Annotated in this window: 23 protein-coding genes and 2 tRNA genes; 14 read left to right on the forward strand and 11 right to left on the reverse strand. The window is 71.0% G+C overall.

What is annotated here, in order from left to right; genetic code table 11:
* Positions 1–45 precede the first annotated feature (45 nt).
* Positions 46–255: a hypothetical protein gene (locus OG272_RS32590; protein ID WP_327727903.1), complete on the forward strand. Its 210-nt coding sequence runs from the start codon at positions 46–48 to the stop codon at positions 253–255.
* Positions 256–331: 76 nt separating this feature from the next.
* Here OG272_RS32590 and OG272_RS32595 read toward each other — a convergent pair whose 3' ends face one another.
* The gene (locus OG272_RS32595) at positions 332–1,687 is read right to left on the reverse strand and encodes an AarF/ABC1/UbiB kinase family protein (RefSeq protein ID WP_326577692.1); all 1,356 of its coding nucleotides are present in this window, start codon (positions 1,685–1,687) and stop codon (positions 332–334) included.
* A complete protein-coding gene (locus OG272_RS32600; protein ID WP_326577691.1) occupies positions 1,680–2,945 on the reverse strand; it encodes a TOMM precursor leader peptide-binding protein in 1,266 nt (421 codons plus the stop codon). The genes OG272_RS32595 and OG272_RS32600 overlap by 8 nt, the downstream gene beginning before the upstream one ends.
* A gap of 218 nt (positions 2,946–3,163) precedes the next feature.
* Here OG272_RS32600 and OG272_RS32605 point away from each other — a divergent pair, with 218 nt between their 5' ends.
* From OG272_RS32605 to OG272_RS32620, 4 genes are all read left to right on the forward strand, one after another.
* Positions 3,164–3,760 carry a M48 family metallopeptidase gene (locus OG272_RS32605; protein ID WP_326577690.1) on the forward strand — a complete coding sequence of 199 codons (597 nt, stop codon included), beginning with the start codon at positions 3,164–3,166 and terminating at the stop codon, positions 3,758–3,760.
* 257 nt (positions 3,761–4,017) lie between these two features.
* The gene (locus tag OG272_RS32610; RefSeq protein ID WP_327727902.1) at positions 4,018–5,643 is read left to right on the forward strand and encodes a TerD family protein; all 1,626 of its coding nucleotides are present in this window, start codon (positions 4,018–4,020) and stop codon (positions 5,641–5,643) included.
* A gap of 8 nt (positions 5,644–5,651) precedes the next feature.
* Entirely contained in the window at positions 5,652–6,329 is a 678-nt protein-coding gene (locus tag OG272_RS32615) for an AIM24 family protein (protein WP_326577688.1), read from the forward strand.
* A 27-nt stretch (positions 6,330–6,356) separates the two neighbouring features.
* On the forward strand, positions 6,357–7,109 hold the full coding sequence (locus OG272_RS32620) for an AIM24 family protein (protein ID WP_326577687.1): 753 nt from the start codon (positions 6,357–6,359) through the stop codon (positions 7,107–7,109).
* A 146-nt stretch (positions 7,110–7,255) separates the two neighbouring features.
* Here the strand turns inward: OG272_RS32620 and OG272_RS32625 are convergent, their stop codons facing one another.
* Both OG272_RS32625 and OG272_RS32630 read right to left on the reverse strand, forming a co-directional pair.
* A complete protein-coding gene (locus OG272_RS32625) occupies positions 7,256–7,771 on the reverse strand; it encodes an NUDIX hydrolase (protein WP_327727901.1) in 516 nt (171 codons plus the stop codon).
* The gene (locus OG272_RS32630) at positions 7,768–9,183 is read right to left on the reverse strand and encodes a zinc-dependent metalloprotease (RefSeq protein WP_326577685.1); all 1,416 of its coding nucleotides are present in this window, start codon (positions 9,181–9,183) and stop codon (positions 7,768–7,770) included. The genes OG272_RS32625 and OG272_RS32630 overlap by 4 nt, the downstream gene beginning before the upstream one ends.
* A 190-nt stretch (positions 9,184–9,373) precedes the next feature.
* On the opposite strand from OG272_RS32630, the gene OG272_RS32635 reads away from it, so the two are divergent.
* From OG272_RS32635 to OG272_RS32650, 4 genes are all read left to right on the forward strand, one after another.
* Positions 9,374–10,486: an SDR family oxidoreductase gene (locus tag OG272_RS32635; protein ID WP_326577684.1), complete on the forward strand. Its 1,113-nt coding sequence runs from the start codon at positions 9,374–9,376 to the stop codon at positions 10,484–10,486.
* A 207-nt stretch (positions 10,487–10,693) separates the two neighbouring features.
* Positions 10,694–11,152 carry a molybdenum cofactor biosynthesis protein MoaE gene (locus OG272_RS32640; RefSeq protein WP_326577683.1) on the forward strand — a complete coding sequence of 153 codons (459 nt, stop codon included), beginning with the start codon at positions 10,694–10,696 and terminating at the stop codon, positions 11,150–11,152.
* A 254-nt stretch (positions 11,153–11,406) separates the two neighbouring features.
* The gene (locus OG272_RS32645; RefSeq protein WP_328224804.1) at positions 11,407–11,553 is read left to right on the forward strand and encodes a hypothetical protein; all 147 of its coding nucleotides are present in this window, start codon (positions 11,407–11,409) and stop codon (positions 11,551–11,553) included.
* A gap of 73 nt (positions 11,554–11,626) precedes the next feature.
* Positions 11,627–12,724, forward strand: a complete 1,098-nt coding sequence (locus tag OG272_RS32650; RefSeq protein ID WP_326577682.1) for a PDZ domain-containing protein — start codon at positions 11,627–11,629, stop codon at positions 12,722–12,724.
* Positions 12,725–12,831: 107 nt separating this feature from the next.
* On the opposite strand, the gene OG272_RS32655 is transcribed toward OG272_RS32650, so the two are convergent.
* A complete protein-coding gene (locus OG272_RS32655) occupies positions 12,832–13,374 on the reverse strand; it encodes a PPA1309 family protein (RefSeq protein ID WP_405895374.1) in 543 nt (180 codons plus the stop codon).
* Positions 13,375–13,537: 163 nt separating this feature from the next.
* On the opposite strand from OG272_RS32655, the gene OG272_RS32660 reads away from it, so the two are divergent.
* From OG272_RS32660 to OG272_RS32675, 4 genes are all read left to right on the forward strand, one after another.
* On the forward strand, positions 13,538–16,471 hold the full coding sequence (locus OG272_RS32660; protein ID WP_327732123.1) for a UPF0182 family protein: 2,934 nt from the start codon (positions 13,538–13,540) through the stop codon (positions 16,469–16,471).
* Positions 16,472–16,515: 44 nt separating this feature from the next.
* A tRNA-Met gene (locus tag OG272_RS32665) sits at positions 16,516–16,589 on the forward strand.
* 180 nt (positions 16,590–16,769) lie between these two features.
* Positions 16,770–18,758, forward strand: coding sequence for a tetratricopeptide repeat protein (locus tag OG272_RS32670; RefSeq protein WP_405895375.1), 1,989 nt, complete (start codon positions 16,770–16,772; stop codon positions 18,756–18,758).
* A gap of 394 nt (positions 18,759–19,152) precedes the next feature.
* Positions 19,153–19,226 (forward strand) — tRNA-Met (locus OG272_RS32675).
* Positions 19,227–19,389: 163 nt separating this feature from the next.
* On the opposite strand, the gene OG272_RS32680 is transcribed toward OG272_RS32675, so the two are convergent.
* The 3 genes from OG272_RS32680 to hisN all read right to left on the reverse strand — a co-directional run bounded on the left by OG272_RS32680 (position 19,390) and on the right by hisN (position 21,492).
* Positions 19,390–19,806, reverse strand: coding sequence for a Fur family transcriptional regulator (locus OG272_RS32680; protein ID WP_326577679.1), 417 nt, complete (start codon positions 19,804–19,806; stop codon positions 19,390–19,392).
* A gap of 290 nt (positions 19,807–20,096) precedes the next feature.
* A complete protein-coding gene (locus OG272_RS32685; RefSeq protein ID WP_327727899.1) occupies positions 20,097–20,489 on the reverse strand; it encodes a CBS domain-containing protein in 393 nt (130 codons plus the stop codon).
* 202 nt (positions 20,490–20,691) lie between these two features.
* Entirely contained in the window at positions 20,692–21,492 is an 801-nt protein-coding gene (gene hisN, locus OG272_RS32690; RefSeq protein ID WP_326577677.1) for a histidinol-phosphatase, read from the reverse strand.
* Positions 21,493–21,909: 417 nt separating this feature from the next.
* On the opposite strand from hisN, the gene OG272_RS32695 reads away from it, so the two are divergent.
* Positions 21,910–22,536 carry a TetR/AcrR family transcriptional regulator gene (locus OG272_RS32695; RefSeq protein WP_326577676.1) on the forward strand — a complete coding sequence of 209 codons (627 nt, stop codon included), beginning with the start codon at positions 21,910–21,912 and terminating at the stop codon, positions 22,534–22,536.
* A gap of 13 nt (positions 22,537–22,549) precedes the next feature.
* Here the strand turns inward: OG272_RS32695 and OG272_RS32700 are convergent, their stop codons facing one another.
* The 3 genes from OG272_RS32700 to aroA all read right to left on the reverse strand — a co-directional run bounded on the left by OG272_RS32700 (position 22,550) and on the right by aroA (position 25,354).
* Positions 22,550–22,873, reverse strand: a complete 324-nt coding sequence (locus tag OG272_RS32700) for a multidrug efflux SMR transporter (protein WP_326577675.1) — start codon at positions 22,871–22,873, stop codon at positions 22,550–22,552.
* Positions 22,874–22,992: 119 nt separating this feature from the next.
* Positions 22,993–24,006, reverse strand: coding sequence for a ribosome small subunit-dependent GTPase A (rsgA, locus tag OG272_RS32705; RefSeq protein WP_326577674.1), 1,014 nt, complete (start codon positions 24,004–24,006; stop codon positions 22,993–22,995).
* A gap of 16 nt (positions 24,007–24,022) precedes the next feature.
* A complete protein-coding gene (aroA, locus tag OG272_RS32710; protein WP_327727898.1) occupies positions 24,023–25,354 on the reverse strand; it encodes a 3-phosphoshikimate 1-carboxyvinyltransferase in 1,332 nt (443 codons plus the stop codon).
* Between the last annotated feature and the right edge of the window lie 137 nt (positions 25,355–25,491).

Genomic DNA, 25,491 nt, shown 5'->3' on the forward strand with positions numbered 1-25,491 from the left:
GCGTGGTGACGACGGATCCGTCGGCTGCGCCGATATCGTCGCCGCGTGACGAGTCTTTCCGGGGACAGCGACCACGGCAGCCCAGCCGGAGAACCCCAGACCCTCATGTGCGCCCGCTGCGGCACCACCGCCGAAACCCCTCAACCCCTGTGGATCTGTTCCGTAGAGAACGGCGCACGGCATTACTTCTGCGCGGCCTGCGCCCGTGAGAACCTACGGGCGATCGAAGGCCGGCTGGACTCGGCCTGGTGGTGAGCCCCGTCCTCGGACTGGCTCCGCGCTCCTGACCCGGATCGCGGAGACAGCCGACGAGCCGCCGCTGCTCGAACCGCTACGCCTCCGCGACCGACTCGTCCTCCTCCTCTTCGTACAGGAAGCCTGGCAGCCACTCCTCCAGTTCGTCGCGCATCCGGACCGTCGCGCCGAGTTGGCACAGGACGCCGATGGTGCTCAGGGTCACCCGGTGGATGAGGAGGTAGGACGGGGGCAGGTTCAGTTGCTTGCCCAGCTGATGGGCGGGGGAGCGGGGGTCGGCGATGCGGGCGGCCTGACTGCGCATCCAGCCGCGGGCGAAGGCGAACTCGTCGGCCCTGGCCGGCTCGATGATGGGAAGCAGATAGTCGAGGACCGCGTCCGGGTCCAGGTCTATCGACTCCTTCACGAAGCCTTCCGTGCGGAGCATCTCGTAGACCGCCTCGGCCTCGCCCTCGATGGTCAGCCGCAGGGACTCACCGATGTGGGTCGGCAGGCCGCCCGGCAGACGGTCCACCGTGCCGAAGTCGAGGACGCCGAGGCGCCAGCCGCTCTTCTCGTCCGGCAGGAGGCGGAAGTTGCCCGGATGCGGGTCCGCGTGCAGGAGGCCGGTGCGGGCCGGGCCCGAGAAGAGGAAGCGGGTCAGCAGCTGGCCCGCCCGGTCGCGCTGCTCCTGTGTGCCGTCGGTGATCACCTCGGAGAGGGGCGTGCCCTCCATCCATTCGGTCACCAGCACCTGCTCGCACTGGTGCACCACGGCCGGGACCACGACGTCCGGATCACCCGCGAACTCCTCCGCGTGTGCCTGCTGGGCCTGGGCCTCCAGACCGTAGTCGAGTTCTTCGGAGACACGGTCCCGCAGCTCCGCGATGAGCGGCTTGATGTCCATCCCGGGGATCAGTGGGCCCAACAGGCGCGCGAACCGGCTGAGTTGGCCGAGGTCCGAGAGGAGCGCCTCGCCCGCGCCCGGGTACTGCACCTTGACGGCGACCGCACGGCCGTCGTGCCACACCGCGCGGTGCACCTGACCGATCGAGGCCGCGGCGGCCGGCTTCTCCTCGAACTCCAGGAACAGCTCCCGCCAGTCCTTTCCGACACGCTCCTCCAATACGGAGTGCACCGTCCGGGTCGGCATCGGGGGTGCCGCGTCCTGGAGCTTCGTCAGGGCCGCGCGGTAGGGGCCCGCGACCTCCTCGGGGAGCGCCGACTCGAAGACGGACAGGGCCTGCCCGAACTTCATCGCGCCGCCCTTCAGCTCGCCCAGGACCTTGAACAACTGCTCCGCCGTGCGCTGCTGGAGTTCTCGGCCCACGAGCTCCGCCGACTCGCCGACGATTCGCTTGCCGAGTCCCCAGGTGGCCCGGCCTGCGATGCCGAGCGGAAGCGCGGCGAGCTTGGCGGTCCGGGTGACCGCCTTCCGGGGAAGATCAGACATGCGCCCTCCAAGTCCCAGCAGGCCGTGCCGCGTGTGCCTTGCGGGACAACCTCGTTGACCGCTGATGCCCCGCCATTGTCTCGTGCGCCTCCCCGTCCTTTGCGGTGTGTTCCCCGTTACCTTTCCCGGCGGCATCTTTTTCAGCTGCCGAGCAGGCACACGCCGGGTGCGGCCACACCGGGCGGGGGTGCCAGTCGAACCCCGGCACCGAGACCTCCCAGCGGGCGCCCGCACTGGACGGCGTCTGCCCGTCGAGGAACGCGAGCGCATGTCCCGCGGCCAGCCCGGCGACGGTCGTGGCCAGAGCCAGATCGCAGGCCTCGAGCTGGTGGGGGCGACCGGATCGCCACTGTGCGACCAGCCGCGGCCAGGTCTCGTCGCGGTCGGCACGGCTGTGGTCGAGGCAGCCCGCGCAGCCCGTCTCGCCGGGCAGGACCAGGGGGCCGACCACACCTGTGCCTTCCACCACACCGGCATAGAGGTGTGGTGTGCCCGACGCGATGAGCGGCTCGGCGGCATCGGGCTTGGGGGCGTGGACGTCGACACCGGTGCGTGGGGCGAGGATCACCAGCGAGAACCCGGACTCCTCGCGGAGGCGGTCCAGCGGCAGGTCCTCGGACGGGCCCGCAGGCGGCCGGGGGCCGCGGCGGCGCCGGGGCGGGCGGTCGGGCGCCGCGTGGCGAGCGGCTCGGCGTGCCGCCATGTCCCTGCGCTCGCCGATCGACTCGGCCGGCAGGCCGCCCGGCGAGACGTCCCCTGGCTCGACCCTGCCGACATCGCGGACCTCGACCTCACCGATGCCTGCCCCCGACAGCAGGGAGGCGAGCACCGCCCCCACGCGCCCAGCGCCCCGTACCTGCACTCTCAGTGACCGGCGGGCGGCCAGACGCTTCATGGCGTCGCCCGGCTCGGGCGCGATCAGAGAGAGCGTGGCGGCGTCCGGGCGCAGCCGGTCCAGGACCCCGGGTTTGGCGCGCAGGTCGTCCGCGGCCGGACCGCCGCCCGTCGCGTCGTCCAGCAGGCCGGACCGGGACAGGCGGTCCACCAGACCGTCCACATGACCGTCCGGCAGGCCCATGCGGCGCCCCTCGTCGCGCAGGAGCGGCAGTCCGCGGGTGCCGTCGAGCAAAGCGAGGAAACTGCCTGTCGCCGTGTCCATCGGGCCCAGCACCATGGCGTGCGCCGGTGCCAGACCGAACTGCACGGTGTTGAGATCCCGCCAGCCGCGCCGGAGCGCGGGCTTCACCATCGGATGCATGATCGGCCCCCGAAGCCAGAGATGAGTCTCCGTGTGTCGACGGTGCGAGTGCCTGGTCCGCCGACGAGTGCCAGCATGCACGGACCGAGACGAAGCCTGTCGAGAGTTGTCCACAGGCGACGGCATTCGTCGTACAAATCAGGCGCTCGGAGTGCGGATCGATATCGAACCGTCCCGGAGACGGGACTTCCCCCGTGTGCAGCGGGTAACGTCGGGGCGTGCCCGCCGACCCACTGCACCGCGCCGGAAAGCCACAGCGCAGCACGACGAGCCAGCCGCCGAGCGGCTCGCGGGCGAGCGCGATCGAGGTCCGCAGGAGCGCGCGACGGCGCAGAACGGTCTCCGCGTACCGCGAGGGCGACCGCACCGTCGTGCTCATTCCCGCTCGGATGTCCGAGGCGGAGGAGCAGCGCTGGGTGACCGTCATGCTCGACAAGCTGGCCGCGCAGGAAAGCAAACGGCGCCTCGGTGACGCCGAACTGGCGGAGCGCGCCGCCCGGCTCTCGGACCAGTACTTCGGGGGGCGCGCCCGGCCCACCGCGGTCCGCTGGGTCACCAACCAGAACACCCGCTGGGGCTCGTGCACCCCGGCCGAGGGCAGCATCCGTCTTTCGCACCGGCTGCAGGGCATGCCCGAGTACGTCGTCGACTACGTCCTCCTCCATGAACTCGCACACCTGCTCGTACCAGGTCACGGGCCTCGGTTCTGGCAGCTGCTGGAGGCGTATCCGCGTACCGAGCGTGCGCGTGGCTACCTCGAAGGGGTGGTTGCCGCCGACCGGCTGCCGCATCCGCCGGTCGCGCGGGACGAGTAACGCCCGCGTGGCCGTCCGGTGGAACCCGGGTCGCGGCCTGCGGCGTGAAGGCTGCCACGGCCTGCGGCGTGGGGCGAGTGCCGTGAAACGGGCACTTCACGCGCGCGTGTGTGCGTTTGTGGGACCGGTGACCGAAGTCGCGCTTTTGTACCGGCTCTGTACCGGCCTCGTACGCCTCAGGACTTTGCGGTTAGCCTGGCGCGACGCACTCGCAGGCGTACGCACTTTCGGGACGGGATGGGGGACGGTCGTTACGCATGGCCAGGGAATTCCAACGCGGCCACAAGGCCAAGATCAGTGACCTCACCGCGGGTACGGATCTGTATGTAGGTGTACAGATCTCCGGCCCCGGGCTGACCTTCGACATCAGCTGCTTCGGTCTGGACGCCGACGAACGGCTGTCGGACGACCGCTACTTCGTCTTCTTCAACCAGCCGAAGACCCCCGAGGAGTCGATCCAGCTCCTGGGTGCGCAGTCCGGCGACACGGAGTCCTTCCGCGTCACTCTCGACAAGATCCCGCCCCAGATCCAGAAGCTGTCCTTCACGGCGACGGTCGACGGCAACGGACAGATGTCGCAGATCGCCCCCGGCTACGTCCGCATCGTCGCGGGTGGCGAGGAGGTGGCCCGGTATCCGTTCGACGGCTCGGAGTTCTCCACCGAGCGCGCCGTGATGCTGGGCGACTTCTACCTGAAGGACGTGTGGCGGTTCGCGGCCGTCGGACAGGGCTTCGACGGCGGTCTCGACGCGCTGCTGAAGAACTTCGGCGGCGAGGTCGCCGAGGAGGAACCCGCCGCCGCACCACAGCAGCCGCAGGCCGACGCAGCACCCGGCTTCGCCCCGCCCGCGTTCGGTGCCCCTGCCCCTGCCCCTGCCGCTCCGGCTCCGGCCCCCGCGCCCGCGCAGGGGTTCGCGCCCCCGGCGCCTTCGCCCTCCGTGCACGCTGCGCCCACCATCGTCGCGCCCCTGAACACGCAGCCCGGCGGCACCGTTCCGCCCCCGGCCGCACCCGCACCGCAGGGCGGTCCCTTCACTCCGCCCGGCGCCCCGCCGCAGGGTGGGCCCTTCACTCCGCCCGGCGCCCCGCCCCAAGCCGGACCCTTCACGCCTCCTGGCGCGGCTCCGCAAGGCGGCCCGTTCACGCCCCCCGGCGCTCCCGGGGCCTTCCCGGGGCAGGCACAGCCCTTCGGTGGCGGTACGCAGCTCGCGCCCGTGCCTCCGGAGGCGGGACTGCGGGTCGTCCTCACGAAGTACTCCGAGGCTCCCGTCGGAGACCGCTGGACCGAGCAGAACCCGCAGCTCGTGCGGACGACGCTCACCAAGGGTGCCAACATCCTCGCCAAGCAGGGGAGCATGGTCGCCTACCAGGGCGACATCGACTTCGCCCACAAGGGTTCCGGCCTGCTCGGCAAGTTGACGGGCCAGCTCACCGGACAGGGCATGGCCCTGATGCGCTGTTCCGGAGACGGCGAGGTGTTCCTCGCGGACGAGGGCAGCCACCTCTTCGTCATCCGCCTGGAGAACGAGCAGCTCTACACCAGCGCGCGCGGCGTCCTCGCCTTCGACGAGGCGCTCGACACCGAGATCCGCCGTATCGAGGGCGCCGGCCTGCCCGGCGGCGGTCTCTTCAGCATGCTCTTCTCCGGCACGGGAGCGGTCGTCGTCAAGACCCGCGGCATTCCCGTAGTTCTGCCCGTCGGTCCGGCCACCTACGTCGACGGCAACGCCGTCATCGCCTGGTCCGCCGGCGCGCAGGCCGTCACCACCACCTCGCTCAGGCTGCGCCGTTCCGGGTACGCCCGGCAGACCCAGGAGGCCGTGAACCTCCAGTTCCGCGGTGCCCCCGGCAACTTCGTCGTCGTCCAGCCCTTCGAGGTGTGAGGCAGAGCATGGACCTCCAGACACTCAACGCGCACCGCTCCACGTCCACCGGCGCCCGCATGAGCGTGCACAGCTCCAAGACGCTCAAGGTCACCATGGTCAGCGGTCAGGACCTGCTGGCCAAGGCCGGCTCGATGATCGCGTACGACGGCTACGTCCAGTTCGACGGCCCGCCCGCCACGCTTCGCCGTAGCGCGGAGGAGATGGTCACCGGCGAGGGCGGCAAGCTGATGCTCTGCCGGGGCGACGGGGAGCTGTACCTCGCCGACTACGGCGGTGACGTCCTCATCCTCCACCTGAACAACGAGGCACTGTCCGTCAACGGCCCCACCCTGCTGGCCTGCGACGCCTCCCTCCAGCTCACCATCGAGCCGGTCAAGGGCCTCGCCAAGCTCTCCGGCTCGGGCCTCACCAACCTCGTGGTCCGCGGCACCGGATGGGTCGCCCTGGTCAGCCGGGGCGTGCCGATCTCCCTCGACTGCGCCGAGCGGGAGACGTACGTCGACCCGGACGCGCTGATCGCCTGGACCGACGGCCTCGACATGAAGGCCCGCCGGACCATCAAGGCCAGTGCGCTCATCGGCCGGGGCAGCGGGGAGGCCTTCCAGATCGGTTTCAAGGGGCGGGGCTTCGTGGTCGTCCAGCCCAGCGAGGACACCGGCGACCGTTTCAAGATCCGTGGCTGACCGGGGCTGAGAGGAGAACAGCACACCATGCACAGCACACTCTTCGCGCACATCCCGGTGAACCACACCGAGCGCTACACACTGCAGAACCCACAGCTGCTCAAGACCGACGTCACCATCGGCAGCAGTCCCGTCCTGGCCCGCCAGGGCGCGATGGTCGCCTTCGAGGGGCAGGTCGACTTCGACAGCCAGTACCGCAACCGCAGCTGGCGCAACGCCGAGCGGATGACGGGCGAGCGGCTCGAACTCATGCGCTGCAAGGGCAACGGGATCGTGTATCTCGCCAACTTCGCGCAGTACCTGCACATCATGGAGGTCGGCAGAGGCATCACCGTCGACTCCTCCGCGGTCCTCGCCTTCGACGGCTCCCTGAACGTCGGCATCGTCGCGGTGGACAGCGCCGTCGAGGTGGCCTCGGCCGGGGCGTACAACCTGGAGCTGTCCGGTGGCGGCAAGGTCGTCCTGATGACCTCGGGTGCGCCGCTCGCTCTGGAAGTGACGCCGGAGAAGAACATCTGCGTCGACTCGGACGCCGTCATCGCCTGGTCCACCTCGCTGCGTACCCAGCTCCAGGCGCCGACCTCCACCTCCGCCGTGTGGCGCCGCAGGGGCTCCACCGGAGAGGGCTGGGAGATGCACTTCGGGGGTACCGGGCACGTCCTGGTGCAGCCGAGCGAGCTGCTCCCGCCCCAGCACCTGCGGACGTCCGGAGTGCTTGGACAGTTCGGCATGGGCGGCGGCGGGCTGAGCGGGAACTCCCTCGGGGGCAGCCGCAACTGATCAGTCGGCGCGTCGGTTCGGCGCATGGGTAAGGGGCGTCCGCCATGGCGGACGCCCCTTACCGCGTCCGTCCCCCCGGCGGGGGCCTGCCCGCAGCCCGTCGGCGGCACACCGTCAGATCGCCGACCCCACACGAAAGAGCGAGGTCAGAGCCGTTCCCGCGTAGCCTCCACCAGGCGTACGACCGACTCGTCGGCCACGGTCGGCACCTCGTCGTACGCGAACCAGCGCAGGTCGAGGGACTCCTCGCTGATCGCTTCCACGGCGTCGGCCGGGGCGAGGGCCGCGTACTGGACGTCGAGGTGCCAGGCGCACGGGGTGTGGTGGCGGTCGAGGCGGACCGGGCCGCCCGGCAGGAGCGACAGGCCCGTGATGCCGGACTCCTCCGTGGCCTCCCGGAGGGCGGAGCCCGCGAGGGTGGTGTCCTCGGGCTCGCAGTGCCCGCCCATCTGCAGCCACATGCGCAGCTTCTTGTGGAGAGTGAGCAGCACCCGGCCGTGCTGGGGGTCGATCACCAGACCGCTCGCCGTGATGTGTCCGGCGCCGCACGCCTTCCACATGCCGTCCGGGTGGGCCGCGAGGTGGTCGAGATACGCCTGGCGCAACTCGGCCTGGTCCTCGTAGCTCTTCAGTACGAGGACCGCGTCGTCGTGCAGGCTCACTCGGTGTCGTCGTCCTTCTTCTTGAGGTCCGGCTTCTCGGTGGAGCCGCCCGCGGCCTCGCCGAGCATCTTGTCCAGCTCGGAGAAGTCCAGCTGCTCGCGATGGACGAAGCCGTCCGGGTCGTCCAGGTCGGAGGCGGTGGGCAGCATGTCGGGGTGGGCCCACAGGGCGTCACGGCCGTCGACACCGCGCGCGTCCGTGAGGGACGCCCACAGGCGGGAGGCGTCGCGCAGGCGGCGGGGGCGCAGCTCCAGGCCGATCAGCGTCGCGAAGGTCTGCTCGGCCGGGCCACCCGTGGCGCGACGGCGGCGCAGGGTCTCGCGCAGGGCGTCGGCGGACGACAGGCGCGGTTTCGCGGCGGCGTGCACCACCGCGTCCACCCAGCCCTCCACCAGCGCCAGAGCGGTCTCCAGACGGGCCAGGGCGGCCTTCTGCGCGGGGGTGTCCTCCGGCTGGAACATGCCCTGCTGGAGTGCCTGCTGCAACTCCTCGGGGTTCTGCGGGTCGAACTGGCCGACCACGTCCTCCAGCTTGGCCGTGTCGACCTTGATCCCGCGCGCGTAGCCCTCGACCGCGCCGAACAGGTGCGAGCGCAGCCACGGCACATGGGCGAAGAGCCGCTGGTGGGCGGCCTCGCGCAGGGCCAGATAGAGCCGCACCTCGTCCTTGCCGACGCCCAGGTCCTTGCCGAACGCCTCCATGTTGATCGGCAGCAGCGCGGCCTTGCCGGCCGGGCCGAGCGGCAGGCCGACGTCGGTGGAGCCGACGACCTCGCCCGCGAGCACGCCCACGGCCTGCCCGATCTGCTGGCCGAACATGGCGCCGCCCATCGACTTCATCATGCCGATCAGCGGGCCGGCCATGGCCTGCATCTCCTCCGGCAGGATGTCGCCCATGGCGCCGCCGACCCGCTCGGCGACCGGGTCGACGAGTTCCTTCCAGGCGGGCAGGGTGGCCTCCACCCATTCCGCGCGGCTCCACGCCACGGCGGAGCCCGCGCCGGACGGCAGGGACGTCACGTCGTCGAGCCACAGATCGGCCAGGCGGACGGCCTCCTCCACGGCGGTGCGCTCGGCGGGGCCGACACTCACGTCCTTCGTGCCGTCGGCCGTCCCCTGGGAGACCGTCTGGCGGGCGATCTGCTTGGCCATGTCCCAGTTCACCGGGCCGCCCTCGTACGAGAGCATCTGGCCCAGCTGCTGGAAGGCGGCGCCCAGGTCGTTGGGGTTCATGGAACCGAACATCGCGGCGAACGGATTGTCGGCCCCGGGACCGCCGGCTCCGGGGAACCCGAAGCCGAACGGGTTGGCCGGTCCCTGACCACCACCGCTCTCCTGGTCCTTCTTCTTGCCCTCGTCGCCGTCGTCCGGCTCCTCCGGCGGAAGGCCGAATCCGAATGGGGTGTCACTCACGGGATTCCTCGGCTGATAGGGCCATCGGTTTTCTCCGACGGCACGGCTGCCCGAACACCACCCAGCGTAGACACCACGGCGGGTTAAGGCCTCAGTGCTCCGCCGACCGAAGGCCTGCGGCAGGATGGATGCCACCTGGTACGTACGCGTCACCCGCGTTCGTACTGAAGACAACCGCTGGAGACGCCCGGTGAGTTCCCCAGATCCACAGGTTCGCGCAGCGCGAAACCACTCAACCAGTCCCGCCGCGCGCGGGCCCGTCGTCGCGGTCACCGGTGCCGCGTCCGGCGTAGGAGCGCTGCTCACCGAGCGGCTCGCCGAGTCCGACGAGATCCGGCAGGTCATCGCCATCGACGAGCGGCGCGGCGAGTGCGCGGCCGCCACGTGGCACATCCTGGACGTGCGGGACCCGGCGATCGCCGAGAAACTGCGCGGGGCGGACGTCGTGGTGCACCTCGCCGTCGACCTCGACCTGGGCACCGACTCGGCGGCACGCAGCGCGTACAACGTGCGCGGCACGCAGACCGTGCTCACGGCGGCCGCTGCGGCCGGGGTGCACCGGGTCGTGCTGTGCACCTCGGCGATGGTCTACGGGGCGCTGCCCGACAACGAGCTCCCGCTCTCGGAGGACGCCGAGCTGCGGGCGACCGCCGAGGCCACCGGGGTCGGCGACCTGCTGGAGATCGAGCGGCTCGCGCGCCGGGCGCCCCGCGCCCATCCGGGCCTCAATGTCACCGTCGTCCGCCCGGCGACCCTTGTCGGGGGCACGGACACGGCGCTGACCAGGTACTTCGAGTCGCCTCGGCTGCTGGTGGTGGCCGGGTCGCGGCCCGCCTGGCAGTTCTGTCACGTCGAGGATCTGTGCGGTGCGCTGGAGTACGCCGTGCTGGAGAAGGTCGACGGGGAGCTGGCCGTCGGATGCGAGGGGTGGCTGGAGCAGGAGGAGGTCGAGGAGCTCAGCGGGATCCGGCGCATGGAGCTGCCGTCCGCGGTCGCCCTCGGGGCCGCTGCCCGGCTCCACCGGATCGGGCTGACACCGTCCCCGGCCGGGGATCTGGCCTACACGATGTATCCGTGGGTCGTGAGCGGGAGCCGGTTGCACGACGCCGGCTGGCGGCCGGTGTGGACGAACGAGGAAGTGCTCGCGGAGCTGCTGGAGGAGGTCGCCGGGCGGCACACCGTGGCCGGGCGGCGGCTGGGGCGCAAGGACGCGACGGCCGCGGGCGCGGCGGGCGCGACGGTGGCGCTGCTGGGCACGGCGGCGTTGGTGCGGCGGGCGCGGAAGGCTCGGGGGCGGCGCTGAGGGACGCGCGCCCCTTGCTGTGGCTGCGGGGCGCGTTTGCGCTTGCCGCCGCGCGCAGGGTGCCGCCGCGCGCCCCCGTGCCGCCCGCCCCGGCGCGATCGCCCGAACACCGCTGCGTACGTCTGTAGGTCACTCCAAGCCGCCACGCGCGCGTGACTGCGGTTGTGACCGTGTCGGGCCGGGCCGTGAGTGGGGCACGATGGGGGTATGGCAGTGAATGATGATCATCCTGGTGAGCAGGGGGCCGAGGAGCCCGTCAAGCTGATCGGGATTCGAGAGACGGCGCTCTCCCTCGACGAGGTGTTCCGGGCGGTCGGGGACGACGCGGCCGGGGGGACCGCGCTGTTCGTGGGAACCGTGCGGAACCACGACGGCGGAACCGATGTCGACGCGCTCGGCTATTCGTGTCACCCGACGGCCGAGGCCGAGATGCGGCGGATCGCGGAGAAAGTGGTCGCCGACTACCCGGTGCGGGCACTCGCGGCCGTGCACCGGGTGGGGAACCTGGCGGTCGGGGACCTCGCGGTGGTCGTCGCCGTGTCGTGTCCGCACCGGGGCGAGGCCTTCGAGGCGTGCCGCAAACTGATCGACGATCTGAAGCACGAAGTGCCCATCTGGAAGCACCAGAAGTTCTCCGACGGCACCGATGAATGGGTCGGCGCGTAGCGCCGTCGGTGAGGGGTGGTGGTCGGGCGACGGGAGGGCGGGTCGGCGCGTAGCGCCGTCGGTGAGGGGTGGTGGTCGGGCGACGGGAGGGTGGGCGCCTGCTGAAGCCGTGACCGGAATGCGCCTGCGCGCGTTCCGGTTGCGTAACCCGCCCCCCGGCGCGAGCGTTGACGGAGCGGACGGATAATCTGCTGATCAGTCAGTTGTGGTTGCTTGATAGGGGTTGGGAGGCCGGCATGGCGGCGCTCGCCTGGTTGCTGATTCCACTCGTGGCCGCGATCGGTGCCGGACTGTGGGGTGGCTGGGCCGGCCGGAACCGCAGGAGCATCGAGGACGGCACCGAGCTCGCGGGCTACTCGCGCTTCCGCGAGGCCATGGAGCGGTCCCACTCCGGCGGCTAGCGGCATCCTGCCCGCACCCCCGGACGGACGGCCCCGACAGTGCGCGGACAGGCCTGTCCCGTACTGTCGTTCCATGCCACGCCGCACCGCGACGATGCTCGCTTCCACCCTGATGCTGATCGCGCTCCTGTGCGCGGGTGTGATCATTCCCGTGCCCTACGCGGAGATGTCACCGGGGCCGACGGTGAACACGCTGGGGGAGCACGACGGCGAGCCGGTGCTGCAGATCTCCGGACGCAAGACGTACGCGACGACCGGCAACCTCAACATGACCACGGTCCGCGTCACCAGCGCCGACTACAGGATGAACCTCGTCGAGGCCGTGTACGGCTGGCTGGCACACGACAACAAGGTCGTGCCGCACGACACGCTGTACCCGGACGGCAAGACCGAGGAGCAGTCGACCCAGGAGAACGCCGAGGAGTTCAGCCAGTCCCAGGAGAGCGCCAAGGTCGCGGCCCTGGAGGAGCTGGACATCCCGGTGAAGTCCTGGGTGATCGTCTCCACCGTCGTCAAGGACTCCCCGGCCGAGGGCAAACTGCACGCCGGTGACGTGATCAAGTCCGTCGACGGTACGGCGGTCAAGGCGCCCGAGGACGTGGCGAAGCTGGTCACGAAGCACAAGCCGGGCGAGGACGTCGACTTCCTCATCGTGCCCGCCAAGGCGCAGGCCGCCGCCGAGAAGGCGAACAGGACGGCGACCGAGACCGACAAGGTCACGATCACCACGGCCAAGTCGGACGACTCGGGCGAGGAGCGGGCGATCGTCGGGATCTCCGCCGGGACCGACCACACCTTCCCGTTCACCATCGACATCAAGCTCGCCGACGTCGGCGGCCCGAGCGCCGGACTGATGTTCGCCCTCGGCATCTACGACAAGCTCACGCCGGGCAACCTGACGGGCGGCAGGTTCGTGGCCGGCACCGGCACGATCGACGACGAGGGCAAGGTCGGTCCCATCGGCGGTATCGAGATGAAGACGGTCGGCGCGCGCGACAAGGGTGCCGAGTACTTCCTCACGCCCAAGGACAACTGCGCCGCGGCGGCCAAGGACACCCCCGACGGACTGACCCTCGTCAAGGTCGACACCATCGACGACGCGCTGGGAGCCCTGAAGGACATCCGCTCCGGCGACACCGCCGACCTGCCGAAGTGCACCACCAAGGGCTGACGGGGACGGACGTGCACGCGCGCGTGGGGGCGCTCCGGAAGACCGGGGGCGCCCCCACCGCCGTACCCGGGCCCTTGCCCGGGACCCCGTCGGCAGAGTTCCGGCGATCAGTCCACGAAGGTCGCGGACAGGGCCTCCGCCAGGCCCGGGACCAGCTCGGGGCCGGTGAGGACCTCGGTGGGGGTGTCCTTCTCGCGCAGGCGCAGGGCCGAGTCGCGGGAGCCGTCACGGAGGACGGCGACCGTCATGCGGACCTCCTGGCGGTCCGGGTGGGCGGCGACCCACTGGGCGAGGCGGGCCCCGTCGAGGTTCTCGGGGACGGACGTCTCGGCGGACGGCGGCAGCATCAGCCGCTCCACGGTCAGCGCGCAGCCGACCACCGCGTCGGGCCAGGCGATGGTGCCGAGGAACTCGTCCAGCGCCTTGCCGGCGGGGATCTCGTCCTGCTCGATCGGGGTGAGACCGGCGGTCTCGGACTCGTCCTGAAGGCCGAGCTGGGTCGCGAGGGCGGGTTCCTGGGACCGCAGACGCGCGGTATCCACGAGGGCGAAGAGGCGAGCGGGCTGGTCCCAGCCGAGGCCCGAGGCGTACTCGTCGATCTCGAGCACGGCCCGGGTGAGGGGGTTCGCTGCCATGGGAGTGTTGGACATGGTCACAATCCTGCCTCGTTCGTTCCCGGAAGCGGGAACCGAGTAAAGCGTGAGTAAGTTGCATAGGTGAGGCCCCTGCGATCACGGGGCCCGCTGGAGGGTCCGTAGACGCGGGCCTGACGTATCGACAGCGAACTTCGAGGTGCGCACCTTGGCTTTCCAGATGCCGGACCGCGGCGGAGGCCCGACGGGGCCGCGGATCAGAGTGGGCCGACCGTCCCGACGTGTCCGGACGCTGCTCATGACGCTGGGCGTCCTTGCCGTCCTCGGCATGGCGTTCGTCATGTTCGCGGGGTTCTGGACGGACTGGCTCTGGTACCGGTCGGTGAAGTATTCGTCCGTCTTCACCACCACGCTCTGGACGAAGATCGGGCTCTTCTTCGTCTTCGGTCTGCTCATGTCGGCCTCGGTCGGCTTCAATATCTGGCTCGCGCACCGGCTACGGCCGCCGCTGAGCGCGATGTCGATGGAGCAGCAGAGCCTCGACAGGTACCGCATGGGCATCGCGCCCTACAAGAAGTGGCTGCTTCTCGGGATCACCTCCCTGGTGGGCCTCATCGCCGGCGCCTCCGCCTCCGGGCAGTGGCGCACCTGGCTGATGTGGGTCAACGGAGTCTCGTTCGGCCAGAAGGACCCCCAGTTCGACCTGGACGTCTCTTTCTACGCCTTCGACCTGCCCTGGTACCGCTTCCTGCTCGGCTTCGGCTTCGCCGCCGCCGTGCTCTCGGTGATCGCGGCCGCGCTCACGCACTACCTGTACGGCGGCCTCAGGGTCACCTCCCCGGGCGCGCGTGCCACGGCAGCGGCCACCGGGCACCTGTCGGTGCTCCTGGGCATCTTCGTCACCCTGAAGGCGGTCGCGTACTGGCTCGACCGGTACGGGCTCGCGGTGAAGTCCAGCGACTTCAAGGCGACGGGCAACTGGACGGGCCTCAGGTACGTCGACGCGAACGCGTACCTGCCCGCCAAGACGATCCTGTTCTGCATCGCCGCCATCTGCGCGCTGCTGTTCTTCGCCACCATCTGGCGGCGTACCTGGCAGCTGCCGGTCATCGGCTTCGGCCTGATGGTGCTCTCCGCGATCCTCATCGGCGGGCTGTACCCGGCGATCGTCCAGAAGTTCCAGGTCCAGCCGAACGAGCAGGCCAAGGAAGCGCCGTACGTCGAGAAGAACCTCTCGGCGACCCGGCAGGCCTACGGCATCGACGGGACCGAGGTCGAGGAGTACTCCGGTGTGAGCGACACCACGGACAAGGCCAAGCTCCGTGCCGACGCCGACACCACGGCGAGCATCCGCATGCTCGACCCGAACATCGTCTCGCCGACGTTCCAGCAGCTCCAGCAGATGAGGAACTACTACGCGTTCCCCACGAACCTGGACGTCGACCGGTACAGCAATGAGGACGGCGCGGAGCAGGACACGGTCATCGGTCTGCGCGAGCTGAACCTCGCCGGCATCCCGAAGAACAACTGGATCAACGACCACTTCCGCTACACCCACGGCTACGGCGTGGTCGCCGCCAAGGGCACCGAGGCCACCTCCGGCGGCCGTCCGGTGTTCACGGAGTCCGACCTGCCGTCCAAGGGCGACCTCGGCAAGTACCAGCAGCGGGTCTACTACGGCGAGAAGACCACCCAGTACTCGATCGTCGGCGGTCCCCAGGACGAGATCGACTACTCCGACGACAGCGGTGAGAAGACCACCAGCTACAAGGGCAACAGCGGGATCAACCTCTCCAGCCCGGTCAACCGGGCCGCGTACGCGGTGGCGTTCAACGAGCCGCAGATCCTCTACTCCGGTGCCATCGGCGAGGGTTCGCGGATCCTGTACAACCGCACGCCCAAGGAGCGCGTCGAGGCGGTCGCCCCCTGGCTGACCATCGACGGCGACGCCTACCCGGCCGTCGTCGACGGGAAGATCCAGTGGATCGTCGACGCGTACACCACCACCAACGGCTACCCGTACGCCTCCCGCACCACCCTGGGCGACACGACGGCCGACTCTCTGACCGCGGACAACAGTCAGCGGGCGGTGGTGGCCCAGCAGAACCAGGTCAACTACATCCGCAACTCGGTGAAGGCGACCGTCGACGCGTACACCGGCGAGGTCAAGCTCTTCCAGTGGGACACTCAGGACCCGGTCCTGAAGACCTGGATGAAGGCCTTCCCGGGCACGGTGGAGCCGAAGGAGGACATCTCCGACTCGCTCCTGGCCCATCTGCGGTACCCGCAGGACCTGTTCAAGGTCCAGCGTGAACTGCTGACCCGCTACCACGTGAAGGACGCCGAGACGTTCCTCAGCGGCAGCGAGGTGTGGCAGGTCCCGGACGACCCGACCAACACCTCGGGCAACGCGGTGCCGCCGTACTACCTGAGCATGAAGCTGCCGGGCCAGACGGCACAGGCGTTCTCGCTGACCACGACGCTCACGCCCAACGGCCGGGACAACCTCAGCGCCTTCGTGTCGGTCAACGCCGAGGCGGGCACCAAGGACTACGGCAAGATCAGAATTCTGAAACTGCCGACCAGCGAACCGATCGACGGACCGAAACAGGTCCAGAGCCAGTTCAACTCCGAACAGGACATCGCCGAGACCATCAGCCTCCTCAAGAGAGGTGACTCCCAGGTCGAGTACGGCAACCTCCTGACGGTCCCGCTCGACGGCGGACTGCTCTACGTGGAGCCCGTCTATGTGCGAGGCGGCGGACTCAAGTACCCGCTGCTGCGCAAGGTCCTGGTCACCTACGGCGGCAACACGGCCTTCGAGGACACCCTCGACGCGGCGCTCAACAAGGTGTTCGAAACCGAGGGTCCGACCACCGAGCCACCGGTCGACGACGGCGACGAGGGCACCGACGAGCCGCCGCCGTCCGGCGATCCGACGGTCCAACAGGCCCTGGAGGAAGCCCAGAAGGCGTTCGACGAGGGCCAGCAGGCCCTCAAGGACGGCGACTGGGAGGCGTACGGCCGGGCCCAACAGGCCCTGGAGGACGCGCTGAAGCGGGCCGAGGACGCGCAGTCCAAGGCCGACGGGACCGGCGGCAGTGGCAGTGAGGACAGCGACCAGAGCGGTGACGGAGGCTCCGGAAGCGGCTGATGCAAAGCTCCACCCCGCGCCGTGGTACGGTTGCAACACAACGGCGCGGGGTGGAGCAGCTCGGTAGCTCGCTGGGCTCATAACCCAGAGGTCGCAGGTTCAAATCCTGTCCCCGCTACTGAAGTTGAAGGCCCGGATCCTCTCAAGGATCCGGGCCTTCGACGTGTTGTCGGGGGTGTTGGTGAATTCTGTGTTTGACTTGTCGCTCTGTGGGCATGTCGACAAAACGCTGTAGTGACCTCAATGGCTGCGGTATACCAGGTGTACCCAGGTTGCAGGTGGTGCGACGATGGACGTTATGGGGGACAAGGCAACTCTGTTGGAGACAGGGCGGTTTGCGCAGCCTGCCGACTTTGCGCTGCCTGCCGCCGACTTCGTGGTGCCCGCCGAGTCCGTTTCGTCGGTCGAGTCCGTGCAGGCGGCGGACGAGACGGCCGACGCCGTCGAGGAGGCGCGTCAGCGGCTCGCCGCCGAAGCCGGTGACGCCGAGGCGATGAGCGTCCTCGGAGCCATGCTGCTGCGCCGCGGAGACCTCGACGGAGCCGAGCCCTATCTTCGGGGCGCCACCGCGGCCGGGGACCGCGCGGCCGCCAACAACCTGGGTGTCCTGCTGCACCAGCGCGGATACGCCGACGAGGCCGCCAGCTGGTGGCGGATCGCGGCCGTCGCCGGGTCCGCCGCCGCGGCGCACGCGCTCGGCCGGCACCACCGTGAGCGCGGCGACGAGCCGGCCGCCGAGTACTGGCTGCGCCAGTCCGCCGAGCAGGGCCACGCACTGGGCGCGTACGCCCTCGCCGATCTGCTGGAGCACCGCAGCGACGCCGCCGCCGAGCGGTGGATGCGGGTCGCCGCCGAGCGCGGGCACCGCGAGGCCGCGTATCGCCTCGCGCGAGAGCTCGACCAGCGTGCCGAGCAGGAGGAGCGCGCGGCGGCGCGCGAGGGGCGCAGGATCGCGCGCGCGGCGTTCGAGATCGGGAGCGCGAGCCGGGAGGCCGCCCGCGAGGCCCGTCCGGTCGTCCGTGAAGGCCGTGCCGCCGCGCGCGCCGCAGAGCCCGGTGCCGACAACGGAGTCGGGGGCGCCGCCGAGGAGGCCGAGCAGTGGTACCGCCAGGCCGCCGCGCGCGGGCACCGGCGGGCCGCCCTGCACCTCGGGGCGATCCTGGAGCGGCGCGGGGAGCTCAAGGAGGCCGGGCGCTGGTATCTGACCTCCGCCAAGGACGGCGAGCCGCGCGCCGCCTGCGCGCTCGGGTTCCTGCTGCGGGACGCGGGCGACACCGAGAGCGCGGCCGTGTGGTGGCTGCGGGCCGCCCAGGACGGCGACGGCAACGCGGCGAACGCGCTGGGCGCGCTGCACGCCGAGCGCGGTGAGACGCAGACCGCCGAGCGGTGGTACCGGGCCGCGATGGACGCCGGTGACGTCAACGGCGCGTTCAATCTCGGGCTGCTCTGCGCCGAGCAGGGGCGGACCGCGCAGGCCGAGCAGTGGTACCGGCGGGCCGCGTACGCCGGGCACCGGGAGGCGGCGAACGCGCTGGCCATCCTGCTGCTCCAGGTCGGGGACGCGTCCGGGGCCGAACCGTGGTTCTCCAAGGCCGCGGAGGCCGGCAGCGTGGACGCCGCCTTCAACCTGGGCATCCTGTTCGCCGGGCGGGGCGACGACGTGAAAGCGCTCGTCTGGTACGAGCGAGCGGCTGCCGCCGGGCACACCGAGGCGGCGCTCCAGGTCGCCATCGCGCGGCTGCGGGACGGCGACGAGCGGGCCGCCGAGCGGCATCTGCGGTGTGCCGCCGGTGGGGGCAGTGCGGAGGCCGCGTACCGGCTGGCCGCCGTGCTCGACGCGCGCCGGCCGCCCGCTCCCGCGCATGAGCTGGGGGAGCCGGTGCGGGAGAAGAACGAGTGCGAGGAGTGGTACGAGAGGGCCGCGTCGCAGGGACATCGGCGGGCGCAGGTGCGGGTCGGGATGCTGGCCGCGGCGCGGGGGGACGTCGTCGAGGCGGCACGGTGGTATCGGGTCGCGGCGGAGTCCGGGTCGCGGAACGGGGCGTTCAATCTGGGGCTGCTGCTGGCTCGGGAGGGGAGCGAGCCGGAGGCCGCGGTGTGGTGGGCGCGGGCCGCCGACGCGGGGCATGGGCGGGCCGCTTTGCGGCTTGCTCTCGTCTACGCGCGTCGGGGTGAGCTGGTGGAGGGGAAGCGGTGGGCCGATCGGGCCGCTGCCCTCGGGCCGGCGGAGGTCGCGGAGCGGGCGGCGCGGTTGCGGGATGCGTTGCGGGACGAGTTGTCGGCGTAAGCGCTTCTGGTGCCGGGCCGCTGCGCGGGGCTCGGGGGTGCGGGGGCGCCCGGCGGCTGCGGCTGGGCGGGGGTCGGTCTCGCTCGCCGGCGCTTGCGGGGTGCCGCCCGCGCCCACCCGTGCCGCCGGGCCACCCCGGCGGCGCGACTGCTCGCGGCGACGACAGGCAGGCCTGTGCCGGGCCCTGCACCCCTGCAGGGTGGGTGTCGCCTCCCTCGGGCGACTGCCCGCGGCCGGGGCAGGTGGGACCCGCGCCCGCACTGCTGGGTGGGGCGGTCAGCGGTGCGTTGCCCGAGGGCGGGACGGGGTGGCCGGCCGCGGAGGTGCAGGTCAGGGCTGGTGCCCAATGGATTTGCGCTGGTCGGTGGCGGTGACGTAGTGTTCAGTTCATCGCCGCGGGGTGGAGCAGCTCGGTAGCTCGCTGGGCTCATAACCCAGAGGTCGCAGGTTCAAATCCTGTCCCCGCTACTGAAGGCCGAGGGCCCGGAACCGATCAGGTTCCGGGCCCTCGGTGTATCGCGGTATTGGCAACCTGATCAGGTTGACTGATCAGGTTGACTGATCAGTGTGCAGAGAGAAGCCCCCGGCCGTATCGGCGCCGGGGGTTTTGGTGTGTCGTGCGGCGGTGGGCCTACGCGGTCGTGCAGGTCGGGCAGACGCCTCGGTAGGTGACCTCTACGTCCGAGACGGTGAAGCCGAAGCGCTCGGAGGAGGGGAGGTCGGCCAGAGGGTTGCCCGTGGGGTGGACGTCGCGGATCGTGCCGCACCGGGCGCAGACCAGGTGGTGGTGCGGGCGGTGCGCGTTGGGGTCGTACCGCTTGGCGCGCTTGTCCGTGGCCACCTCGAGCACCTCACCGAGGGAGACCAGCTCACCCAGGGTGTTGTACACGGTCGCCCGGGAGATCTCGGGCAGTTTGGCGACAGCGCGCGCGTGCACCTCGTCGGCCGTCAGGTGGACGTGTTCGCCTTCGAGGACCTCGGCCACGACACGTCGCTGCGCGGTCATACGCCATCCGCGTCCGCGCAGCCGCTCCAGAAGGTCACTCATACCGGTCAGCCTAACAGCAAGGGGGAACAGTTCCCGAACAGGTGTGACTTTGGAGCTTGACTTGACTTGGATTTTGTCCAATATAGGATCGGGTTCTGTCAGGAAAGGCTTCGGCAAGCGCCTGGAGGTCGCAGTCCAGGCCCTGTGCGGCCGACCCGGGGTTGGACCGCTTGTCGTTGAGGACGGGCCGGGATCTCGTTCCGAGGTTCCCGGCCCGTTCGCGCGTCCGTGGGTCGCGCGCGTGGGTCCGTGGGTTCACGAGCCCGCGCGTTCGTGTGCCCGGAGGCTCTCTAGGCGGGTGTGGGCTGTCGGGCCGGTGACCAGCAGCGGATGATGTCGCGGACCGAGACGATGCCGACGGGTGCGCCCTGGTCGAGGACGATCAGGTGGCGGAAACCGCCATGGGTCATGGCGCGGGCCGCTTCCTCCAGGGTCCAGGACGGCGCGGCGAACACGACGTCGTTGGTGGTGTGGGCATGGGCGCGTTCGGCGTCGGGGCTCTGGCCCAGGCCGACGGAGTTGAGGACGTCGCGTTCGGTCAGAATGCCGAGTCCGCCGGCGTCCGGGTCGAGGACCACGGCCGCGCCGATCCGGCGAGCCGACATCAGTGCGGCGGCCTGGCGGAGGGTGTGATCGGGACCGATGGTGAGGACCAGTGTGCTCATGGCGTCGCGGACGAGCATGGAGTTCAGCCACCTCCTGGGGTACCCCGGCGACAGATAGTTCAGGCCCGGCGCCGGAGGCGCCTGTTGAGCGCTGCACAAGTTCACAAGCGGGGGAACTCTCAATGTGGCAGGTAAAGCGGAGGTCAACAAGGGGGCGTGCGTGGTCAGTTCGGGGCGCCCCGGGATCACTCCGGGGCGTCGTCCGCGTCAAAGGGCAGGTTCAGTGGCGCTCGTTCAGGTATCCCAGCAGCTCGTCGTGGAGCAGGCCGTTCGAGGCCGCCGCGTTGCCGCTGTGCGGGCCGGGGCGGCCGTCGAGTCCGGTGAAGCTGCCGCCCGACTCGGTGACGATGATCGCGTTGGCGGCCATGTCCCAGAGGGAGAGTTCGGGTTCGGCGCAGATGTCCACCGCGCCCTCGGCGACCAGCATGTACGGCCAGAAGTCGCCGTACGCGCGCGTGCGCCACACCTCGCGGGTCAGGTCCAGGAAGCCGTTGAGGTGGCCGCGCTCCTCCCAGCCGCTGAGGGAGGAGTACGCGAAGGAGGCGTCCGACAGCTCGGCGACGCGGGAGACGTGCAGGCGGGAGGCCGAGCTGAGGCTGCGGCCCGTGAAGGCGCCGTGGCCCTTGGCGGCCCACCAGCGGCGGCCCAGGGCGGGGGCGGAGACGACGCCGACGACGGGCTGGTAGCCGCCCTCGGCCGCCTCCATCAGGGAGATCAGGGTGGCCCAGACGGGGACGCCACGGACGTAGTTCTTGGTGCCGTCGATCGGGTCGATCACCCAGCGGCGGGGGCCGGTGCCCTCGAGGCCGTACTCCTCGCCGAGGATCGCGTCTCGGGGGCGGGCGCGCTGGAGTTGGCCGCGGATGAGTTCCTCGGTGGCCTTGTCGGCCTCGCTCACCGGGGTCATGTCCGGCTTCGTCTCGACCTTCAGGTCGAGGGCCTTGAACCGGGCCATGGTGGTCGCGTCGGCGGCGTCCGCGAGGACGTGGGCGAAGCGGAGGTCGTCGAGGTAGTCGGCCATGTGGCGAACGGTATCTGCCGAGGTCGGTACGGGGCTACAGGGGGCCGGAGGTCGGTTGGGGGGTGCGGGGGTTGGGGCGGCGACGGTCGGGCACCCGGGGGTCGTGCCGGGCGGGGGCGGGTGTCGTTCACCGGCGCCCGCCGGGTGCCCCGCGCCCACCCTCACCCCCGCTCGGCTTCGATCGAGCGGGGGTGCCCCCGTCGCCCCCGGCGGCACGACTGCGCGCAGCCACGGCAGGCGGCCACGCTCCGCGGCTGCCGTCGGCGGGGTGGGTGGGCGGGGTGGGTGGGCGTGGTGGGAAGGGGCCCGCGTGCGTTGGCTGATGTGCGCCCCTGGGGACCGCCGTGAACCCTTGACAGTGACTTGATGCGCGTCAAATCTGAGGGCCAGAGCCGCCCGCTCGCATTCAGGGAGGCGATGATGCCTGCAGCGCGGGAAACGTTGTTGGACGCCGCTTACACGGCGCTGGTGCGCCGGCCGTGGTCCACGGTGCGGATGGTGGACGTGGCGGCGGTGGCCGGAGTGTCACGTCAGACGCTGTACAACGAGTTCGGCAGCAAGGACGGGTTGGCCAGGGCCCTGGTCCGGAGGGAGGCGGACGGCTATCTGGCGGGCGTCGAGCGGGCGCTGGCCACCCCCGCGGACACCCGGGACCGGCTGGCCGCGACCGCCGAGTGGACCGTGGCGGCCTCCCGGAACAACGCGCTCGTTCGCGCCATGCTCACCGGCTGCTGGAGCGAGCGGCTGCCCTCGCCGACGCTGTCGGCGGTGCCCTCGTCCTCCGTGGTGCCCGCCCAGCGCCGCGCGGACGGGCCGCTGCCCGCGCCCGCCGACTTCGTGGCCCTGGTGCGCGAGCGGGCCGTCGCCGTGCTGTCCGCGCCCGGCACCCCCAGGTCGGACACGGGGGAGCTGGCCCGTTGCTGCGAACTGGCCGTGCGGCTCGCCCTGTCGTGCGTGGCGGCGCCCCCGGGTGACGGCGGGGTCACGGATCTCGTACGGACCGCGCTGCCCCGCCAGCTCAGCCGGCCTCTCCACCATCTGTAGGCCCGGTCGCGAACTACCGCGCCGAACCCGACAGTTGCAGGCCCACGACCCCCACGATCACCAGGCTGATCGAGACGATCTTCAGCGTCGACACGATGTCCCCGAGGAAGATCATCCCGTAGATCGCGGTGCCGGCCGCGCCGATGCCCGTCCAGACGGCGTAGGCGGGGCCGACGTCGAGCTTCTTCAGGGAGAGGGTCAGCAGGCCGAAGCTGCCGAGCGCGAAGACGCAGAAGGCGACCGTGGGCCAGAGTCTGGTGAAGCCGTGCGAGAGCTTGAGGCAGACGGCGAACCCGGTTTCCAGAAGTCCCGCCACGACCACCAGCAGCCACGCCATGTCTCGTCCTCCCGTGTCCCCACGCTCCGTGACCGCTTCGTGTGCTCTCGTCCGGTCGGGCTCCGACTTGGTGCGATTATGCACTTACCGGGTAGAGAGGGGCGCAAACAACGCGGAGGTCAGTCGCCTTCCCGTCGTTCGCGTGTCGAGAGCAGCCTGCGCAGGGAGTAGAGCCGGGCCGGGTCCGCGTGACCGTCCGCCACCCACTGGTCCAGCGCGCAGTCCGGCTCGTCGTGACCGCACGCACGCGGGCAGCCCTCGGTGCCCGGCACCAGATCCGGGAAGGCGTTGATGACCCGCGAGGGGTCGATGTGGGCGAGACCGAACGACCGTACGCCCGGGGTGTCCACCAGCCAGCCGCCGTGCGAGTCCGCCAGGGGGAGGGCCAGCGCCGAGGTCGTGGTGTGCCGGCCGCGGCCCGTCACCGCGTTCACATGGCCGGTCGTACGGCGCAGGTCCTCCGGGACCAGGGCGTTGACCAGGGTCGTCTTGCCCACGCCCGAGTGACCCACGAAGGCGGTGATCTTGCCGTCGAGGTGTTCGCGCACGTGGTCGGCGGTGTCGTCGGCCTCCAGTTCCTGGCGGCTCGTCACCACGTACGGGATGTCCAGGTGGCCGTAGAGCTCCAGGAGTTTGTCGGGCGAGGCCAGGTCCGACTTGGTCATGACCAGCAGGGGGGTGAGGCCGCCGTCGTACGCCGCCACCAGACAGCGGTCGATCAGCCGGGGCCTGGGCTCCGGGTCGGCGAGGGCGGTGACGATGGCGAGCTGGTCGGCGTTGGCGACGACGACGCGCTCGTACGGGTCGTCGTCGTCGGCCGTGCGGCGCAGCACCGACGTGCGGTCGGCGATGCGGACGATCCGGGCGAGTGTGTCCTTCTTGCCGGAGAGGTCGCCGACGAGGGCGACGATGTCGCCGACGACCGCGGCCTTGCGGCCCAGTTCGCGGGCCTTCATCGCGAGGATGACCTGGCCGTCGACGAGGCAGGTCAGCCGGCCCCGGTCGACGGTGAGGACCATGCCCTCGGCGGCGTCCTCGTGTTTGGGGCGGATGTGCGTACGGGGACGGTTGCCCTTGCGGTTCGGGCGGCTGCGGATGTCGTCCTCGTCGGTGTGCTTGCCGTAACGGCGCATGATCCCGGTCCGCCCGTCAGTTCTTCCCGAGCATCCCGGTCCACAGGTCGGGGAAGTCCGGCAGGGTCTTGGCCGTCGTCTCCACGTTCTCGATCCGCACCCCGTCCACGGCCAGGCCGATGATCGCACCGGCCGTGGCCATGCGGTGGTCGTCGTAGGTGTGGAAGACACCGCCGTGCAGGGGGCGCGGGCGGATGTGGAGGCCGTCGGCGGTCTCGGTGACGTCGCCGCCGAGTTCGTTGATCTCCTTGGTGAGCGCGGCCAGGCGGTCCGTCTCGTGGAGGCGGAGGTGGGCGACGCCGCGCAGGGTCGAGGGGGAGTCGGCGAGGGCGGCGACCGCCGCGATACCCGGGGTCAGCTCGCCGACCTCGCCCAGGTCCACGTCGATGCCGTGGATCGCACCCGAACCGGTGAACACCAGTCCGTACTCGGTCAGTTCGCAGGTGCCGCCCATCTCCGTGAAGATCGCGCGGAGCTGGTCACCGGGCTGGGTGGTGCGCGCGGGCCAGTCGGGGATGACGACCTTGCCGCCGGTCACCAGGGCCGCCGCCAGGAACGGCTGGGCGTTGGAGAGGTCCGGCTCGATCGTCAGGTCGCGGCCGAGCAGCGCGCCCGGCGTGACCCGCCAGACGTTCGCCTCGCCGCCCGACTCCGGGGTGTCCACCTGCGCGCCGACCGAGCGCAGCATGTCGACGGTCATCCGGATGTGGGGGAGGGACGGCAGGGTCGCGCCGATGTGACGGACCTCGACGCCCTGGTTGAAGCGGGGGGCCGACAGGAGAAGCGCCGACACGAACTGCGACGACGAGGACGCGTCGATCGCCACCGGACCGCCGTCCAGGGCACCGCCGCCGTGCACCGTCAGCGGGAGGGCGCCCCGGCCGTCGTCGTCGATCCGCGCGCCGAGGGCGCGCAGGGCGTCGATCACGCCGTTCAGAGGGCGCTCGTACGAGCGGGGGTCGCCGTCGAACCGGATGGGTCCGTCGGCGAGGGCGGCCACCGGGGGGAGGAAGCGCATGACCGTGCCGGCGTTGCCGACGTCCACCGTGGCCGGGCCGTGCAGGCCGGTGGGGAGGACGCGCCAGGCCTCGCCGGAGCCGCCCGCGCCGGACGAACTGGAGGAGACGGTCTCCTCGATGCCGACGCCCATCGCGCGCAGCGCGGCCGCCATCAGGAGGGTGTCGCGGGAGCGGAGGGGGCGGCGGAGCCAGCCGGGCTCGCTGGCGAGGGCGGCGAGTACCAGGGCGCGGTTGGTGACCGACTTGGACCCCGGGACGTGGACCGTCGCGTCGACGGCTCCGCTCGCGTAGGGGGCGGGCCAGAGGGCGGGCTGTGCGTTCAGGGCCATGGGGCCCACTTTAGTGGGGGTTCGCTCCGCCGGGTTGAGCCGGGAGCCCGGGTCGGCTCTTGTCCGCGGGTCCGTCGTGGCTGGTCGCGCCCACGCGGCGGAGCCAAAGCGTCGGGACAGCCCCGCGTCCTTTTCGG

It is taken from the genome of Streptomyces sp. NBC_00104 (assembly GCF_045160825.1).
GTDB lineage: Bacteria > Actinomycetota > Actinomycetes > Streptomycetales > Streptomycetaceae > Streptomyces.